The sequence below is a fragment of the Spirochaetota bacterium genome, from assembly GCA_035477215.1.
GTDB lineage: Bacteria > Spirochaetota > UBA4802 > UBA4802 > UBA5368 > MVZN01.
Genome location: DATIKU010000030.1, coordinates 59,614 through 76,428, shown reverse-complemented (window position 1 = coordinate 76,428; position 16,815 = coordinate 59,614). Strand labels below are relative to the sequence as shown.

Sequence of the window (16,815 nt, the reverse complement as noted above, 5' to 3'; positions counted from 1 at the left end):
GGCGTACCGGTGCGCGCGCGTTTATTACAGTACACGTTTTTGGGCAGAAAAAAACTTGACAGCCGCCGCGCGTTTCTCCTATTGTAAGCGACGCCGAGGGTTGCTAGCTCAACTGGCAGAGCACCTGACTCTTAATCAGTAGGTTCCGAGTTCGATTCTCGGGCAACCCAATCCGCCTCTCCCCGGGCAGGCCGGGCGCACGGAGAAAAGTTGTTGAAAATAACACCCTTGCGCCGATATTTGACTGGAGGGCGAGCGTGGCGGAACTGGCAGACGCGCCAGACTTAGGATCTGGTACCGTAAGGTGTGGGGGTTCAAGTCCCTTCGCTCGCAAACAACGCGGGAATAACTCAGTGGTAGAGTGCAACCTTGCCAAGGTTGACGTCGCGGGTTCAAATCCCGTTTCCCGCTCAGAAGCCCCTGGATAAACCGGGGGTTTTTTTATTGGGCCCTTTTTACCGAGCGGATGTATTCCGGCAGCGAACCGCGCAATGATTGAATATGAACAATGATCCTGATATCGCTGTTTACCCGTACCGGCCGGAAATTCTTATCCTCCGCCTTTTCGAGTTTGTGAAACCGCAGGCCCGGACTGGCGGGGTTGAGGCGTTCGATAACGGGCCGGTTTAGATAGCGCAATTCCTCTTCGCCGAGGGTTTTGATGAAGTCTTCGATTTTTCCTGTGATCTGCGGTTCCATCGAAAAGTAGTCCCCAGTATGCTTTCAAATATTCTTTGATACTCGTGGCGGCATGTTGAATATGAGAGGCTCAACCTCAAATTTTTCTTATTGAAATATTATCCCGATGTATAAATAGTGGATTTCGGTTGATTTGCGGTAAGCTGGAGTCGATAAAAGCCATCCCGGCGTTTTATGCCATCAATATCGGAACATACCGCGTGGAAAGAGAACAGGGAAGCGGCCCCCGGCCGCCTCGGCATAACCATAGCGTGAGGGAGAACATACCTTGATTATTTCGGAAAAGAAGCTTGAGAACGCACAAATGGAGATCCGTGTAGAGGTGCCGGAAAACCGCGTGGAGACTGAATACAAGTCCGTTTACGAAAAAATCCGCGGTAATGCCAAGATCGACGGGTACCGCAAAGGCAAGGTCCCGCTTGAACTCATAGAGCGCAAGTTCGCAGCGATGGCGGACCAGGAGGTGGCCGAGAACCTGCTGCGTTCGGTCTACGTGGACGCGATGACGGAAAAAGGCTACAGGCCGATAGCGCCGCCGCGTTTCGATTTTGACTCGATAAAACGCGGAGGCGCGTTCGCCTTCACCGCCGTTTTCGAGACGATGCCGGTCGTCGAGGTCGGGGATTACAAGGGCGTCAAAGCCTCCGAGCGGGCATGTAAGATCACCGACGACGACGTTAAACGCGAGATCGAAACGCTTCGCGAGCGCCACGCGAACGTATCGAAAAAGGAAGGCGACGACGCCCGCGTGGCAAAGGGCGACATGGTGAAGATCAGGATCAAGCGGATCGACGACGTGGAGCCTGACCGGGTCGACGGCGTTGAGTTCAAGGAATACAACATGATCGTCGGCAAGAGCAAGGCCGACTACGGTTTCGACGGCGACGTTATGGGCATGAAATCCGGCCAGGAGAAGGAAGTAAAGATAAAGTATCCCAAAGACTACGAGGTCAGGGACCTCGCAGGGCAGAACGCGCGTTATATCGTGCGGGTCGAGGAGATCAACCGTATGGACCTTCCCGCGCTTGACGATGATTTCGCCAAAGATCTGGGGGAATATGGTTCACTCGAGGAGATGAAAAACGGGATCCGCGCGAACATAGAGAAATTCGTCGCCGAAAAGGCGAAATCCGAGGCCAAGGGAAAGCTCTTAAAAGAGGTCGTGGAAAAAAGCACGTTCGACCTGCCGCTCTCCATGATCGAAAAGGAGATGGAGGCGCTTTTCAGGCGCGTCCAGGAGCGGACCGGATATTTTTCGGAGGACATCAACGAGTTCAGCTCGACCATCGGGATCAACGCGGAAGAGTTTTCGGGCAGGCTGCGCGCCGAGGCCGCTTCCAATATCAAGTCGACGCTGGTACTCTCGAAGATAGCCGAGAAGGAGGAGCTTAAGGTTCCCGAGGACAAGTATCGCGAGGTGCTCGAAAGCATCGCGAAAAGGAACAAACGGAGCGTCGAGGAACTTGAAAAGATAATCGACGAAAACAATTCGCGGGAAAGCATCGAGTCTGATCTGGTGATGGAGAGCGCGCTCGATTTCATTTACGAAAACGCAAAAATAGAGAAGGGCAGGCCCCAGAAACTGGACGAATTCATCAAAGCTGAATAATATTTGAATTTTGTCGGCGGATGAGCTATATATACCGTATGCCGGTCCAAAAAGGATTGGTGTAACCGGCGGCGGAATGCCGACACTAATATTGAATCCGTCCCGTAAAGCATGCCATCGAGGAGATCTGCGCCATGAGCCTTGTTCCGATAGTCGTAGAACAGACGTCGCGGGGAGAGCGGTCGTACGACATATACTCGCGCCTTCTTAAAGACCGTATCGTCTTTCTTGGCGAAGCCATAGACGACCATATTTCGAGCCTGGTGATCGCCCAGCTTCTGTTCCTGGAGGCGGAGGACCCCGACAAGGACATCTTCCTCTATATAAACTCGCCGGGAGGGATCGTCACTTCGGGGCTTGCCATCTATGATACCATGCAGTACATCAAGCCCGACGTTGCGACCATCTGCATCGGGCAGGCGGCGTCCATGGGCTCGCTGCTCCTGACGGCCGGGGCGAAGGGCAAGCGCTCGACGCTTCCCAATTCACGCATCATGATACATCAGCCGTCGGCCGGTTTTCAGGGTCAGGCGACCGATATCATGATCCACGCGAACGAAATCATTAAGACCAAGCAGCGATTGAACGAGATATACGCGTATCACACCGGGCAGAAAGCCGAGAAAGTCGACAAGGATCTCGACAGGGACAACTTCATGTCACCGCAAGACGCGCTCGATTACGGACTGATCGACAAGATCATTGAAAAAAAGAAGAAGTAACGGAATAAGAGGGAGAGGTGCGCATAGATTTAAAGCGAGGTTACAATGGCCACCAAAAAGAAGGAAGGAAATGAAAAGCTGAGCTGTTCTTTTTGCGGCAAAAGCCAGGAAATAGTCAAGAAACTCGTCGCGGGACCAGGTGTCTATATCTGCGATGAATGCATAGAGCTCTGCAACGAGATCGTTTCCGAGGACTGGGAATCCAACAGCATCGAAAAGAACTTCGGAAACCTTCCCAAGCCGCACCAGATCAAGGATATACTCGACCAGTACGTCATCGGCCAGGAACTGGCCAAAAAGACGCTGGCCGTGGCGGTCTATAATCATTACAAGCGCATTGCCAGCAACACCGGGCTCCATAAAGATGACGTGGAGCTCGAGAAAAGCAACATATTGCTGATCGGGCCCACGGGTTCGGGGAAGACGCTGCTGGCGCAGACGCTTGCGCGGATTCTGCGCGTGCCCTTCGCCATAGCCGACGCCACCTCCCTTACCGAAGCGGGGTACGTTGGCGAGGACGTGGAGAACATCCTCCTGCGCCTCATCCAGAACGCCGACGGCGACGTGAAAAAAGCGGAGATAGGCATAATTTACCTCGACGAGATCGACAAGATCTCGCGAAAGTCCGAGAACCCTTCGATCACGCGCGACGTTTCAGGCGAGGGCGTTCAGCAGGCGCTCCTCAAGATCATCGAGGGGACGGTCGCCAGTGTTCCGCCCCAGGGCGGCAGAAAACACCCGCACCAGGAATTCATCCCCATCAACACCAAGAACATCCTGTTCATCTGCGGCGGGGCCTTTGTCGGTCTCGAGAAGCTCGTCCAGACCCGTGTGGGCAACAAGAGCATGGGCTTCGGGGCGAATATTCAGTCCGTAAAGGAAATCAAGATCGCCAACATCCTCGGCGAACTCCACACGGAAGACCTCATAAAGTTCGGGTTGATCCCGGAGTTCATCGGACGTATTCCGATAATCTCCGTGCTCGAAGAGCTCGACATCGAGGCGCTCAAGCGCATCCTAACCGAGCCCAAGAACGCGCTTATCAAACAGTTCAGGAAGATATTCTCGTTCGAAGACGTGGACCTTGTGTTCACAGAAAGCGCGATACTCGAGATCGCGACCATCGCGATGCAGAAGGAATCGGGCGCTCGCGGGCTTCGGGCGGTGCTTGAAAAGATCATGTTAAACCACATGTATGAAATCCCGTCCAAAGGGGGCATCTCCCAGATCATCATCACCGACGAAATGGTGCGCGGCGCGGCCGACGCAAAGGTTGTTTACAAGGTGGGGGAAGAGAAAACGGCTTAAACTCGGTCGACCAGCGGCACACCCGGCTTACAGACAAAAAGCCGGCGGAAGTTTTGTTCCGTGGTCCATTGCACAAACTACGAGGTTCACATGAAGCGTATCATCGATTATAATAAAAAGTACCCGTTGCTTCCCCTGAGGGACGTGGTGGTGTATCCACATATGGTAATTCCGCTTTTCGTCGGCCGTGAGAAATCGATAAGCGCGCTCGACGCGGCGATGAAGGGCGACCGTCTCATCGTGCTTGTCACTCAAACGGACGCACAGATTACCGTTCCGGCGAAGGGTGATCTCTATGAGGTTGGCACAATATCGGAGATCCTCCAGCTCCTCAAGCTTCCCGACGGCACCATCAAGGTTCTCGTAGAAGGGCTTTCACGCGGATACCTGGCCGATTTCGAGGACAAGGGTGATTTTTTCGATGTTGGAGTCAAAGACATAGAGAGGCCGATCGACGCCGACAAGGAGACGGCGGCTCTCAAACGCGCACTTCTCGAAACCTTCGAGAAATACATCAAGCTCAACAAGAAGGTTCCCCAGGAGGCGCTCACCACGGTAAACGGCATCGAAGACCTGTCGCATCTGGCGGACGTCGTGGCGTCGTACATAAATATGCGCCTCGACCTCAAGCAGTCGCTCCTCGAGATAGGCAAGGCCGACGAGCGGATAGAAAAACTGATCGAGCTCATCAACGGCGAGATCGACATCATGTACATAGAGAAGAAGATCCAGGGTAAAGTCCGCAAGCAGATGGAAAAAACCCAGAAGGAATATTACCTCAACGAACAGATGAAGGTAATCAAGAAGGAGCTGGGCCAGAACGACGACACGGCGGATGAAATAGAGGAGTTCACCAAATCGATCGAAGATGCGCGGATGAGCAAGGAGGCCAAGGCCAAGGCAATCAAGGAGGTCAAACGCCTCGAGAAGATGCCGCCGCTTTCGGCCGAGTCCGCGGTGGTGCGCACCTATATCGAATGGCTGCGCGACGTGCCCTGGCACAAGAAAACCGTGGACAACCGCGATATCGACCACGCCCTGGACGTTCTAAACGAGGACCACTATGGTCTCGATGAAGTCAAGGAACGCATAATCGAGTTTATCGCAGTGCGGCACCTTTCCAAAAAACTGAAAGGGCCCATTCTGTGTTTCGTCGGGCCTCCGGGCGTCGGAAAGACGTCGCTCGGCCGTTCGGTGGCGCGAGCACTGGGAAGGAAATTCGTCCGGATGTCGCTTGGCGGAGTGCGCGACGAGGCCGAGATTCGCGGACACCGCCGCACGTACGTCGGCGCACTGCCGGGCCGCATCATCCAGATGATGAAAAAGGCCGGTACCGTAAACCCGGTCTTTCTGCTCGACGAGATCGACAAGATGTCAATGGATTTCCGCGGTGACCCGTCTTCGGCACTCCTCGAGGTGCTCGACCCGGAGCAGAACAACACTTTCGTCGACCACTATATGGAAGTGTCATACGACCTTTCCGACGTGCTTTTCATCACCACGGCCAACGTGCAGCACCGCATACCGCTGCCGCTTTTGGACCGCATGGAAATCATCGAGATCACCAGCTATACCGAGCCTGAAAAGCTCAACATAGCGCTCAAATTCCTGCTGCCCAAGCAGATAATCGAGAACGGCCTGCACCCCGAAAACATAGAGTACTCGGAAGACGTTATGCTCTTCACGATACGGCATTACACCCGGGAATCCGGCGTCAGGAGTCTCGAACGTGTGCTGGCCAAGGTTTGCCGAAAGGTTGCCCGCGATGTCGTACGATTCGGCAAGGAATACAGGAAGGTCCTGGACGAGGCGTCCATTGTCATGTATCTCGGCGCGAAAAAGTTCAAGTACGGCAAGAAGGAGCTAAAGAACGAGGTCGGCCTGGCGAACGGTCTGGCCTGGACCGAAGTGGGCGGCGACATACTCCAGGTGGAGGCGTCGCTCATCAAAGGGAAGGGAACGCTCATGCTTACTGGCCAGCTCGGGGACGTGATGCAGGAGTCCGCCAGGGCGGCCTTTACCTATGTTAAAGCCAATCAGCAATTTTTTACGATCGAAGAAGAGACCATCAAGCGTAACGACATACACCTGCATGTCCCGGAGGGCGCCATTCCAAAGGACGGGCCTTCGGCGGGTATAACCATGGCGGTCGTGATGGCGTCGCTTCTTTCCAATCTTCCGGTTCGCTGCGACGTCGCCATGACGGGGGAGATCACCCTGCGCGGCAAGGTGCTCCAGATAGGCGGGCTCAAGGAAAAGATACTTGCCGCCCATCGCGCGGACATCAAGCACGTCGTCATCCCCAAGGAAAACGAAAAGGATTTGGAAAAGATACCTGAATATGTCCGCAAGCTCATGGTCTTTCATCCCGTGAGCAGCATGGAGGAGGTCCTCTTCCTGGCGCTGGAGAATCCGGCGGATTTTTTCAAGAACCCGGAAACCACAAAGATGCTTTACGATAAGTGGAAAGAGACCATGGACGAGAAAAAGGTCGATATTGTCGAAGAGGCAAATTGGAGCCGTGAGGGGACCGCGCAGGCATAAAGCGGTCGTGACAACCCGTATTTAACTACAGAGGGCGCCCGGCGTAAAGTGCGCCCTCTGTGCGTTCAGGGCTTTTCGAAATGTATGAGGATCTTGTTGGAAGTCTCTTTATAAGGCTCTTTACGCGAGTTGGAATAGAAATTCTTCATCACGAAGCCGTTTCCGGTTATGAAGGCGGAGATTTCGTCTATGGTAAAGGCCCTCATCACGTGCCGGTCTCGAAAAGTTTCCGTCGCCCCCATGCGCGTTATGGTGTAGTTATAATTAACGTCGACGACCGTTTTGCCGCGGGTGCCGTGAATGGCGAATCCCCGGCGGCGCTCGATAATGGACCCTCCGTATGATGTTTTCGAGACGAGGTCCATGTCCTTTTTTTCTATCCAGCGCACCGGGATCGCGTTCCAGATTTCGAAGAGTCCGATGCCACCGGGAACGAGCGCCCTCCATGTGTTCCAGAAGACCCTGTCCACATCGCCGTCCTCTATCATGTAATTGAACGAACCGAAAAGAGAAACCGCCATGCTGAAGGATTCGAAATAATCGAAACGAAGCATGTTCATTTCGGTGAATTCTATTCCGGAAGGGAAGCGCAGACGCGCTATCTTCAGCATTTCAGCGCTGGAGTCGATGCCCGTACAGCGGACTCCGCGTTTCGCCAGAATTGCAAGATGTTCCCCCGTGCCGCAGCCGAGGTCGAGGAGCGACGGATCGGTTTTGCCGGAAAGCAGTCCGCCTATGATGTCGACATCGTCCAGAATGTCCCTGTGGTTGCTCTCTATGGCGAAATAGTATTCCGCCAGTTGACGGTAGAGCCTCATCGCCGTTTTTCAGATAAGCATGGTCGGGAATTTCCGGCCGAGATAATCGAGCAGGGTTTTTTCTATCTCCTCGGTAATGTCGTGCTTCATCATCTCCTCGACCACCTCTTCGCATTCGCTTATATTTACGGAGCGGATAATGCGCTTGGTCTGGTACATGAATGCCGTTCCCATGGAAAAATTCCTGAAACCGAGCCCAAGGAGCGGGACCGTATAGCGGGGTTCGCCGGCCATCTCGCCGCAGATGGAAAGAGGTATCTCGTATTTTGTCGAAGTGTCGACTATATGCTTGAGAAGGCGCAGCACCGACAGGTTGAGGGGATTATACAGGTAGGCTATTTTTTCGGAAAGCCTGTCGACGGCGATTGTGTACTGGACGAGGTCGTTGGTGCCCACCGAAAAAAAGTCCGAGTGGGCGGCGAGGCGGTCCGCGTTTATGGCGGCCGAAGGGACCTCTATCATTATACCTATGGGAATTTCGGCATCGAACTCCTTTTTCTCCCTGCGCAAATCGTCCATGGTCTCGTAAAGGATGTTCCGCGATTTGATGATCTCCTCGACGGTGGAAATCATGGGGAACATGAGCCGGGTGTTCCCGTACACGCTCGCCCGAAGTATGGCGCGGAGCTGGGTGCGAAACAGCGGCACGTTTTCAAGGCTGAAACGGATCGCACGGCATCCGAGGAAGGGATTGCGCTCCTTAACGGTCTTATAGTAGGCGTAGATCTTGTCGCCCCCCACGTCCAGCGTGCGTATGGTTACCGGCATGGGCTTGAAAAATTCCAGAACCTTTTTATAGGCCGCGTACTGTTTGTCCTCGTCGGGAAGCGCCCGGTCGAGAAAGAGGAACTCCGAGCGGTAAAGGCCGATACCCTGCGCCCCGTGCTCCTTCAACACCTTCATCTCTTCCGGCATCTCGATGTTGCCGTATATGTGGCAGACCTCGTTGTCGAGCGTTGTGGCCGGCAGGTGCGTGAGCTTGGCCAGTTCCGCGTCAAGTAAAAGGAGGTCCTCCTGGTATCTTTTGTATTCATCGATCTGTTCGGCGGTGGGCGCGATTATGACCTTGCCATGAAGGGCGTCGACGATCACCATCTGTCCGTCCTTGACCATGGAGGTGCCGTTGAGGGTGCCGACGATCGCCGGTATCTCGAGCGCCCGCGCCATGATGGCGGTATGCGAGGTGCGGCCCCCCATATCGGTGACGAAAGCGAGCACATACTTTTTATTCATCATGGCCGTATCGGAAGGGGTAAGGTCGGCCGAGAACAGTATGACCTCCTTCTCGATGTTGGGCAGGGACGGTGCGCTGGCATTCTGAAGATTATTAATGAGGCGCTTGTGGATGTCCGAGATGTCGACGATGCGCTCCCTGAGGTAAACGTCCTCAATGGACGAAAGGCTCCGGATCAGCTCCATCGAAATATCGTTTATGACCCATTCGACATTGCGGCGGTTTTCGCGGATGTTGCGCACCACCTTTTCGGTTATCATGGGATCCTCGAGCACCATCAGGTGGCTCGAGAAAATATCGGCCATATCACGGGAGAGGCTTTTTGAAATCTGCACTTGTATGGATTTAATGTCGGCTTTCGTCTTTGCAAGCGTTTGCCTGTACCTGTCCAGTTCGTCATCGACCTGGTCGGGTTCGACGGTATATTTGGGTATTATGAGATTGGTGCCGTGATAAACATAGGCTTTGCCGATCTTTATTCCGGGGGAGGCTATGATGCCGGTGATGATCTGTTGCATTGCTGGACTCTATATTCGAGAGAATGGCGGCCGCGAATGATATTTACCTCATTACCGGAGGGTTGCGGACATTCTCGGAACATTCGTGAATATGCCGCTTATTCCAGCGTTTTGCACACGCCTATTTTTCAGCTATTAGCCGCAAAGCGAATGTAATGTCAAGAGTAAAATATCGCGCCCGAGCGACGCTTTTGCCGTCGGAAGTGTCCCGATAGTCGCTTTTTTATGCCGGCGTTTCGTTTTCGTAATGGTTTTATCATTGATACGAGCGATATGAATGTTTACATTATGCTTGTTGTTCGGGCGGAAGCTACGGCGACGTCTGCACGAGGCGAAGGGACTGCCGTATGCCCGGGATGGATGGGTGGATATGCGGCGCGGAAATAAGGCGCGAGGAGCATTCTTTCGAAACGATGGTTGGGTGACATTATGCAATTATTGGAAAAGATACTGAAATTAGGCGGTTCCCGCCTGCTGGCGCTTTCTGTCTGCATATGCTTCGTCTGCAGCGCGGGGAAGGAGGCTTCGTTGGAGAATCTCAGGGACGCTATGGTGAAAAAACAGATAGAGTCGAGGGGGGTGACCGATAAACGCGTCCTTGCGGCCATGCGCTCGGTGGAGCGCCACCGTTTTGTGCCGGATGGGCAGATCGGGGCCGCGTATGAGGACCATCCTCTGCCCATAGGATACGGACAGACCATCTCCCAGCCGTATATCGTCGCGTTGATGAGCGAGCTGTGCCGCCTCGGCGGAAACGAAAAGGTGCTGGAGATTGGAACCGGGTCGGGCTACCAGGCGGCGGTACTGTCGCTGCTCGCGAAGGAGGTTTATACGATAGAAATCGTCGAGCCGCTCGGAAAAGCCTCGGCCCTGCGCCTGAAGAACCTGGGTTACGCCAACGTGAGTGTGCTCATCGGAGACGGGTACGCCGGTTGGCCCGAAAAGGCGCCGTTCGACGCTATAATGCTTACGGCCAGTCCTCCGAAGATACCTCAGACACTCATCGACCAGCTTGCTGAAGGGGGCATCCTTGTCGCCCCCGAGGGGGAATTCAATCAGGAGCTTGTCGTCATTGAAAAGCGCGGAGGGTCGATAACTCGTAGAACCATCACGTATGTGCGTTTCGTACCGATGGTGCGCGGGGAGAAGGAGCGTTAAATGACTCATCGCCGATCAAGGGCCTTCGCGATTATATCGGTGTCGTTGTTTTTTCTTTTCGCCTGCTCACGCGGCACGGAGAGTCTGGGCGTATTCGGAGCGTCGAGGATGGAATCGGTCCTCGGCCAGGACGGCGTTACGCCGATCCCCTTCAACGACACTCTCACGATGTGGACATTCGGCGATACGATACTCGGTCAGTGGAAAGGCCGGGTTTCCGCGTCGGCCACCTTTTCCGAAAAGGCCGACGTGCATTCAATGATCTCCAACTCGCTCGCGTTCTCCCCTTCAATTTCGAACGAAAACGTGCGCGATCTTCGATTCAGTTTTCATCGCGAGGACGGACGTGTCGCGCAGTTTTTAAAATTAAGGCCGGGTGAACGACCGGAGCGGGACCGCCTGTGGGCCGTTGACGGCCTGCGGAGGGGTGAAGACCTGTACGTTTATTATTTCCGCATACGCATCACTGAACCGGGGAAGCCGTTCGGCTTCAGGATGGAAGGGGTCGGGATCGCGCACTGGAGCGTCCCGCCGGCGTGGAGACCGGGGCAGGCGATAGAATTCCGGCGACTCCCCGACCTCTTCGCGGGCGGTTATCCGGCCTTCGGCGCGAGCGTGATTGAACGCTCCGGAATGGCGTATACGATCGGTCAGTATATAGACAGGGACGGCAGCTCGCCGGTCAAGCTGGCCCGCTCGCCGCTTGAAGGTATCGACGATCCGCGCGCGTACGAGTTCCTCGCCGCCGATGGCTCATGGGTCCGCGCTATTGACCGCGCGCACGGCTTTTTCGGCGATGTGGCGGGCGAGTGTTCGCTGTCGTACAACGAAAACACGGGTGAATACATCATCGTATATTCTCGAACTGGGACCGGCGCCATCGTGGTGGTGAGGTTCAGGGAATTCGCTTCAATCGTTTCGGCGCCGGCATTAACCGTCTATGATCCGCCCGCGCTACCGGGCGGGGAAGGCGGTCCGCGGGCATGGTACTATTCGGGGAAAGAGATATTTTCGGAGGGTCGGGACCTCTACGCCGTTTACATGCACCCGCTGGAGTACCAGCCGTACCTTGTGCGGATACGGCTGCCTTAACCCTTAAAGATGATCATCTCGACTCCCGCTTCACGGATCATATCCTGCGCGAGTGCGTCGTCGTACGGGTCTCGAATGATGAATGTGCGGATTCCGCTGTTGATGAGCATCTTGGTGCATATGGAACAGGGCTGGTTGGTGATGTAAATCACGGCGTCCTTTATCGATACTCCATGGTACGCCGCCTGAATGATGGCGTTCTGCTCGGCATGGAGTCCGCGGCACAGCTCGTGGCGCTCGCCCGATGGAACGTTGTAGATGGTGCGCAGGCAGGTTTCGGGAGTGCAGTGGGTGATGCCGGCCGGCACCCCATTGTAGCCGGTCGTAAGCATGCGCCGGTCCTTGACTATAATAGCCCCCACGCGGCGGCGCACACAGGTCGCCCGCGTGGATACATCATCGGCGATCTTCATGAAATACTCGTCCCACGACGGTCTGGCGGTCACCGTTCGACCTCGTAGTTAAAATTGAGCGTCGTCGATATCTTTCGCCCGGTATTGATCGTAAGCCGGGCCTTCAGCGGGATGAATTGTTCGCGGGAAAAAATGGTCCTTCTCGGCGGAACCAGCGTTTCGGGGTTCGCCTTGCTGAATTCGAGCAGTTTCGCGTCGGAGATTCGTTTTACGAAGTTTCTTGTTTCGCCGGGATGAAGCGCGAGGCGGGTCGTGGACTCTCCGAGATCGAATCGGTCGACTACGCCGTCGTCATGCAAAATAGAGAGCTCGGCGAGGGGTCGTCCGAATACGATGGTTCTGTGCTCGCCGGACGCCGATTCGACGCTGAGAGAGGCGTTATAACCGCCGCCCCTGGTGTCGCGGACCATGGACAGCCGGTACAGCGCACCGTCGAACTCGATGCTGGTGGTGTGGTAGGTGCGATCGACCGGACGCTTGAAAAAGAATATCATAACCACCAGGAGTATGATATTGATCAAAACCAGTGCGCGGGAAAACTTGCGCTTTTTGGCAGTTTCTTCGGAAGGAAGTCCCTGTTTGTATCGATCGATACGCCGCCGGATTCTTTCGCTTCGGTTGTCCATGCGCTGATTACGATTCAAGAGCCGCTTTATGTCAAGAAACTACGGGGAAGGAGCCGCTAAAATTTACTTGCCTAAAACGAAAGTTTATAAAACCATGCAGCCGTGGTCTATTTAGTCCATGCATAATCGGAAAGGGCATTTTCAACGCCCTGCAAGGTTCTGTTAAATACAATCTTTAAGTTTTTCGGCGCCGCATTCGCGGTATATCAACCGGTTAAAGGAGAAGGGTCATGACACTGATCAGCGATATCAACGCCCGGGAAATCCTCGATTCGCGGGGGAACCCGACGATCGAAGTCGAGGTCGAGCTCTCGTCGGGCGTATTCGGAAGAGCGGCGGTCCCCTCCGGCGCTTCGACGGGCGATCACGAGGCCGTGGAGTTGCGCGATGGAGACAAAAAGCGCTACGGCGGGAAGGGGGTTTTAAACGCGGTTAAAAACGTGAACGAGACCATTTTCGGCGCGCTTATCGAGATGGACGCAATGGACCAGATTCTCATCGATACAACGCTGATGGAACTTGACGGTACGCCGAACAAGGCAAAGCTCGGCGCCAACGCCATGCTGGGCGTGTCGCTGGCATGTGCGCGGGCGGTCGCAGAAACGCTGGGCATGCCCCTTTACCGCTATCTGGGCGGGGTGGGGTCGTGCGAGCTTCCGGTGCCCATGATGAATATTCTGAATGGGGGGTCGCACGCCGACTCAAATGTCGATCTACAGGAGTTCATGGTCATGCCGGCGGGAGCTTCGTGTTTCGCGGAAGCCCTGCGCATGGGGGCTGAGGTTTTCCATGCCCTCGCGAAGGTGCTCAAGGCCAGGAAGTATTCGACCGGGGTGGGCGACGAGGGTGGTTTCGCTCCGTCTCTGAAGTCGAACGAAGAACCGCTTGAGCTGATAATGGAGGCCATAGCCGCGGCGGGCTATAAGGCCGGGAGCGACATATTCATCGCGCTCGACCCCGCTGCAAGCGAATTTTACGACGAGACAAAAAAGAAATATATCTTCGCCCGCAGCGACAAGAGCGAGCGCACCGGCGCCGAGATGGTGGACTTTTATGAAAAACTGGTCGGAAAATATCCCATTATTTCCATCGAAGACGGGCATGCTCAGGACGACTGGGAGTCATGGAAGATAATGAAAGACCGACTCGGTGGAAAGATACAGATTGTAGGCGACGATATTTTCGTTACGAATACCGAGAGGATTCAGCGCGGAATCGAGATGGGAGTCGCAAACTCGGTGCTTATTAAACTGAATCAGATCGGCACACTGACCGAGACCATCCGCGCGATCGAGATGACGAAACGAGCGGGTTATACCTGCGTCGTTTCGCACCGTTCCGGCGAAACCGAGGATACGACAATCGCCGACCTTGTGGTTGGTCTCAACCTTGGCCAGATCAAAACCGGATCGGCGTCGAGAACCGAACGGATCGCGAAATACAACCAGCTTCTTCGGATAGAAGAAGAGCTGGGAGAATCGGCGGCGTTCGGCGGAAGGGGAGTGTTCTACAGCATTGGCAAACGGTGACAGAATAACATTTATTCTTCTGGCGGGCTTCCTCTGCGCCGTTTATGCTTTCGTTTTCGGCGAAAGCGGGCTCATCGAGCGGGCGAGGTTTGTACGGGAGCGGGAAAGTCTTCAGGTTCGAATTGAAGCGCTCGGGGACGAGAACGCCGCCTTGCAACGGCTGTACGAAAAGCATAAAAGCGGCCGCCTGCTTCGCGAGGAAGCCCATCGGGCCGGGTTTATAGAAAACGGGGGAAAGGTCGTTTTTTTTCGCCACGGAGACGGGACCGCCACTGGTGGGATGAAAAAAGCGGAAACGCCCGACGGAAGGACCATCGAGACATCCCACCTTCGAATTCTTTGGATCGTGGTATCGATGCTTGCGCTGTTATACTATTTCGCGCGTGGAACGAGAAAAGAGGAAATGTAACCGTGGTCGATTATTCTTACAGTGATGAGGATATAGGCGCAATTCGCCGCCAGATAGGAAGAGAAAATATTTACGCTGAAGGAATTGTAGAGCGCTGTGATTACGGATATCCACGGATAATGCTCCTCAACCCGGATGCCGGCGGCGGCGAATGGAATTACGATGCGGTTTCCAACATGCTCTGGCTGACCTGTCCGTGTCTCAACGAGCGCATCCACGATATCGAGCAGGCCGGATATATAGAAAAAATCGGGAACTTTATACTGCAAAACAATTCGCTTAAAATGAAGATGGAGAGCGCCAACGCACAGATGTTCTTTTTACGGAAGCGCGTATGCCATTCACGGCCCAAAGCAACGTTCCCGGAAGAGATGCGCCGCGTAATGAACGCGGGCGTGGGCGGGGCGCGGGACACGGGTTCGTTGAAGTGTCTCCACGCCCATTTCTGCCATCACCGTATTTGCTCAGACAACATTGCCGGCCTGGTAACGGCACGGTTGCTGGACGACCGGTTCAATTGTGGAGAGGTGCGTTGCCGAAATGCAATATAGAGAATCAGGCACCATCTTTTTAAAAAAGCTTAAAAAAAACGGCTCCCTCCCCGGCGAGGTAATCGGCAGGATAACGGAATCGCTCAGCGCCAACGCGCTGGTTCTTTTACCGGTCGACAATATTTACGCCATAGCGGCGATTGCTTCCCCCGAAAATGAAAAGAGAATCTCCCGGGCGGTTAAAAACCCGCACAAACTCTACGTAAGACTTATATCGTCCTTTAGAATGCTCGACGACATGGCGAGTCTTTCGAAAAAGGATTACGATTTTTTAAACCGTGTATGGCCGGGCGAGATAACCGTCATATTGAAAAGAAAAAACGCCGAACGGGTCGGTGAAACGATCGGGGTCCGCTTCCCGAAAAGCAGGTTCCTTCAGTCAATAATTACGACTGTGGACGCCCCACTCATCTTCTCGCATCTGTACCGGACTTTTACGAAGGGAGCGCTATATAAACGTGAGGACATCGAGAAGGCATGCAAGGGCCACGTTGATCGGGCGCTCATCGTAGATGAATTGTGCAGGAAGCATCCTCCGGCAACCGTCATCGATATCAGCGGTCAGGGTATCTCGGTCGTGCGGGCGGGGCGCGTATCGGTCGAAGAGATAAAATCGCTTTTCTTTCTTCGAAAAAATGAAGACGAGGAGTTTTAAAGCAACAGGCGCGCCGGACCGTTCGGATGAATAAAAAGGTGGTTTCGTCCGAAAAGCCGGAGGGAGCCGCGCGAGAGCCCGCCGCGAGACACGTTCCTTAGCGCCGGCGAGATGATGTCCCGCCTCGACAGTATCTTTTTACCGATACCGGAGGCCGCGTAACACGCGGGGATGCCGTCCAACCCGACGATGACGAAAAATGCCGGCCTGGTCTTTGCCGACGTCGTCGACGCGAAGATGTCCCTCACTTCAAGCGGCGCACCGTCGCGGTGTAGCGAGAAACCGTTCATCCCGGGATCGTTCCTTAAATCGGCCTTGCGGTACTCGATTATTTCGAGTCTGTCGTACGGTACGATAAAACACGAGCCATTCCGCTCGAAGGTAACCCATCGATGTTTTACCGTTATGGTCTGTCCGGTGACCGCTGCACCTGCGTCCCTGTCACAGGACGAATGGTCGAGACTCGGAAATCCGCTGAAACTTGTATTGCGAAGATCCTTTATCTTCGAATGAAGAAAGTAGAGCGCATTGAAATTGATTCCCTCCAGGGAATACCGGTTCTTGTATTCGCGCATGAGCGCCTTAAGCCGCAGGACATATTCCCGTCCCTGTATTGTATTGACCCCGGCGTAAATGGCGGCCAGCGTATCGATTCGGTCCATTGCCTCGTTGTACAGCGAATCGAAATCCGCGTACTTTTTTTCAAGGAGTGCCAGGGATGATTCGAGCGAGGCCGAAACCTCCTCTACTACCTGCAGGCCATTTTGCCAGAACTCCCGATGCTTTTCGTATTCCGCCAGACGATCCCTGGCGGCGCCGCCCATGCTCACATCCATCATACGCGTATATTGTTACCGGGCGGGAGAAAAGTCAATAGATTTGCAGACTCGTGATTTTACGATTTTCGCGGAAAAAAACCGGAATCGGAAA

16 protein-coding genes and 3 tRNA genes are annotated in these 16,815 nt (G+C 54.4%); 13 read left to right on the top strand and 6 right to left on the bottom strand.

The annotated features are described in order from the left end of the window. Window positions 1-97 precede the first annotated feature (97 nt). The 3 genes from VLM75_06325 to VLM75_06315 all read left to right on the top strand — a co-directional run bounded on the left by VLM75_06325 (window position 98) and on the right by VLM75_06315 (window position 411). Window positions 98-170 (top strand) — tRNA-Lys (locus tag VLM75_06325). A gap of 81 nt (window positions 171-251) precedes the next feature. Next, window positions 252-333: transfer RNA gene (locus VLM75_06320), tRNA-Leu, on the top strand. A 6-nt stretch (window positions 334-339) separates the two neighbouring features. Then, window positions 340-411, top strand: a tRNA-Gly gene (locus tag VLM75_06315). A 30-nt stretch (window positions 412-441) separates the two neighbouring features. Here the strand turns inward: VLM75_06315 and VLM75_06310 are convergent. Then, window positions 442-699: a hypothetical protein gene (locus VLM75_06310; protein HSV96536.1), complete on the bottom strand. Its 258-nt coding sequence runs from the start codon at window positions 697-699 to the stop codon at window positions 442-444. Window positions 700-967: 268 nt separating this feature from the next. Between VLM75_06310 and tig the strand changes: the two genes are divergently transcribed. The 4 genes from tig (at window position 968) to lon (ending at window position 6,882) form a co-directional block, all read left to right on the top strand. Further along, entirely contained in the window at window positions 968-2,308 is a 1,341-nt protein-coding gene (gene tig / locus VLM75_06305) for a trigger factor (protein ID HSV96535.1), read from the top strand. A gap of 134 nt (window positions 2,309-2,442) precedes the next feature. Next, a complete protein-coding gene (gene clpP / locus VLM75_06300; protein ID HSV96534.1) occupies window positions 2,443-3,030 on the top strand; it encodes an ATP-dependent Clp endopeptidase proteolytic subunit ClpP in 588 nt (195 codons plus the stop codon). 45 nt (window positions 3,031-3,075) lie between these two features. Continuing rightward, entirely contained in the window at window positions 3,076-4,338 is a 1,263-nt protein-coding gene (gene clpX, locus VLM75_06295; protein ID HSV96533.1) for an ATP-dependent Clp protease ATP-binding subunit ClpX, read from the top strand. Between the two features lie 90 nt (window positions 4,339-4,428). Continuing rightward, window positions 4,429-6,882, top strand: a complete 2,454-nt coding sequence (gene lon / locus VLM75_06290; GenBank protein HSV96532.1) for an endopeptidase La — start codon at window positions 4,429-4,431, stop codon at window positions 6,880-6,882. A gap of 65 nt (window positions 6,883-6,947) precedes the next feature. Here lon and VLM75_06285 read toward each other — a convergent pair whose 3' ends face one another. Both VLM75_06285 and ptsP read right to left on the bottom strand, forming a co-directional pair. After that, window positions 6,948-7,700: a methyltransferase domain-containing protein gene (locus VLM75_06285; protein HSV96531.1), complete on the bottom strand. Its 753-nt coding sequence runs from the start codon at window positions 7,698-7,700 to the stop codon at window positions 6,948-6,950. Window positions 7,701-7,709: 9 nt separating this feature from the next. Beyond that, on the bottom strand, window positions 7,710-9,452 hold the full coding sequence (ptsP, locus tag VLM75_06280; protein HSV96530.1) for a phosphoenolpyruvate--protein phosphotransferase: 1,743 nt from the start codon (window positions 9,450-9,452) through the stop codon (window positions 7,710-7,712). Between the two features lie 429 nt (window positions 9,453-9,881). On the opposite strand from ptsP, the gene VLM75_06275 reads away from it, so the two are divergent. Both VLM75_06275 and VLM75_06270 read left to right on the top strand, forming a co-directional pair. Beyond that, complete coding sequence (locus tag VLM75_06275) at window positions 9,882-10,610, top strand: protein-L-isoaspartate(D-aspartate) O-methyltransferase (GenBank protein HSV96529.1); 729 nt, start codon at window positions 9,882-9,884, stop codon at window positions 10,608-10,610. Beyond that, on the top strand, window positions 10,611-11,702 hold the full coding sequence (locus VLM75_06270) for a DUF4185 domain-containing protein (protein ID HSV96528.1): 1,092 nt from the start codon (window positions 10,611-10,613) through the stop codon (window positions 11,700-11,702). On the opposite strand, the gene VLM75_06265 is transcribed toward VLM75_06270, so the two are convergent. Together VLM75_06265 and VLM75_06260 are read right to left on the bottom strand one after the other, a co-directional pair. Beyond that, window positions 11,699-12,148 carry a cytidine/deoxycytidylate deaminase family protein gene (locus VLM75_06265; protein HSV96527.1) on the bottom strand — a complete coding sequence of 150 codons (450 nt, stop codon included), beginning with the start codon at window positions 12,146-12,148 and terminating at the stop codon, window positions 11,699-11,701. The two genes, VLM75_06270 and VLM75_06265, sit on opposite strands and share 4 nt — an antisense overlap. Continuing rightward, complete coding sequence (locus VLM75_06260) at window positions 12,145-12,741, bottom strand: hypothetical protein (protein HSV96526.1); 597 nt, start codon at window positions 12,739-12,741, stop codon at window positions 12,145-12,147. The genes VLM75_06265 and VLM75_06260 overlap by 4 nt, the downstream gene beginning before the upstream one ends. A 230-nt stretch (window positions 12,742-12,971) precedes the next feature. On the opposite strand from VLM75_06260, the gene eno reads away from it, so the two are divergent. From eno to VLM75_06240, 4 genes are read left to right on the top strand one after another with little or no spacing between them, the layout of a single operon-like run. After that, a complete protein-coding gene (gene eno, locus VLM75_06255; GenBank protein HSV96525.1) occupies window positions 12,972-14,270 on the top strand; it encodes a phosphopyruvate hydratase in 1,299 nt (432 codons plus the stop codon). Continuing rightward, window positions 14,257-14,679, top strand: coding sequence for a hypothetical protein (locus VLM75_06250; protein ID HSV96524.1), 423 nt, complete (start codon window positions 14,257-14,259; stop codon window positions 14,677-14,679). Before eno ends, VLM75_06250 begins: the two co-directional genes overlap by 14 nt. 2 nt (window positions 14,680-14,681) lie before the next feature. Further along, on the top strand, window positions 14,682-15,230 hold the full coding sequence (locus tag VLM75_06245) for a DUF501 domain-containing protein (GenBank protein ID HSV96523.1): 549 nt from the start codon (window positions 14,682-14,684) through the stop codon (window positions 15,228-15,230). Further along, window positions 15,220-15,885, top strand: a complete 666-nt coding sequence (locus VLM75_06240; GenBank protein HSV96522.1) for a Sua5/YciO/YrdC/YwlC family protein — start codon at window positions 15,220-15,222, stop codon at window positions 15,883-15,885. The genes VLM75_06245 and VLM75_06240 overlap by 11 nt, the downstream gene beginning before the upstream one ends. Here VLM75_06240 and VLM75_06235 read toward each other — a convergent pair. Further along, window positions 15,882-16,709 (bottom strand): hypothetical protein, encoded by an 828-nt coding sequence (locus VLM75_06235; GenBank protein ID HSV96521.1) that lies wholly within the window; start codon window positions 16,707-16,709, stop codon window positions 15,882-15,884. The two genes, VLM75_06240 and VLM75_06235, sit on opposite strands and share 4 nt — an antisense overlap. Between the last annotated feature and the right edge of the window lie 106 nt (window positions 16,710-16,815).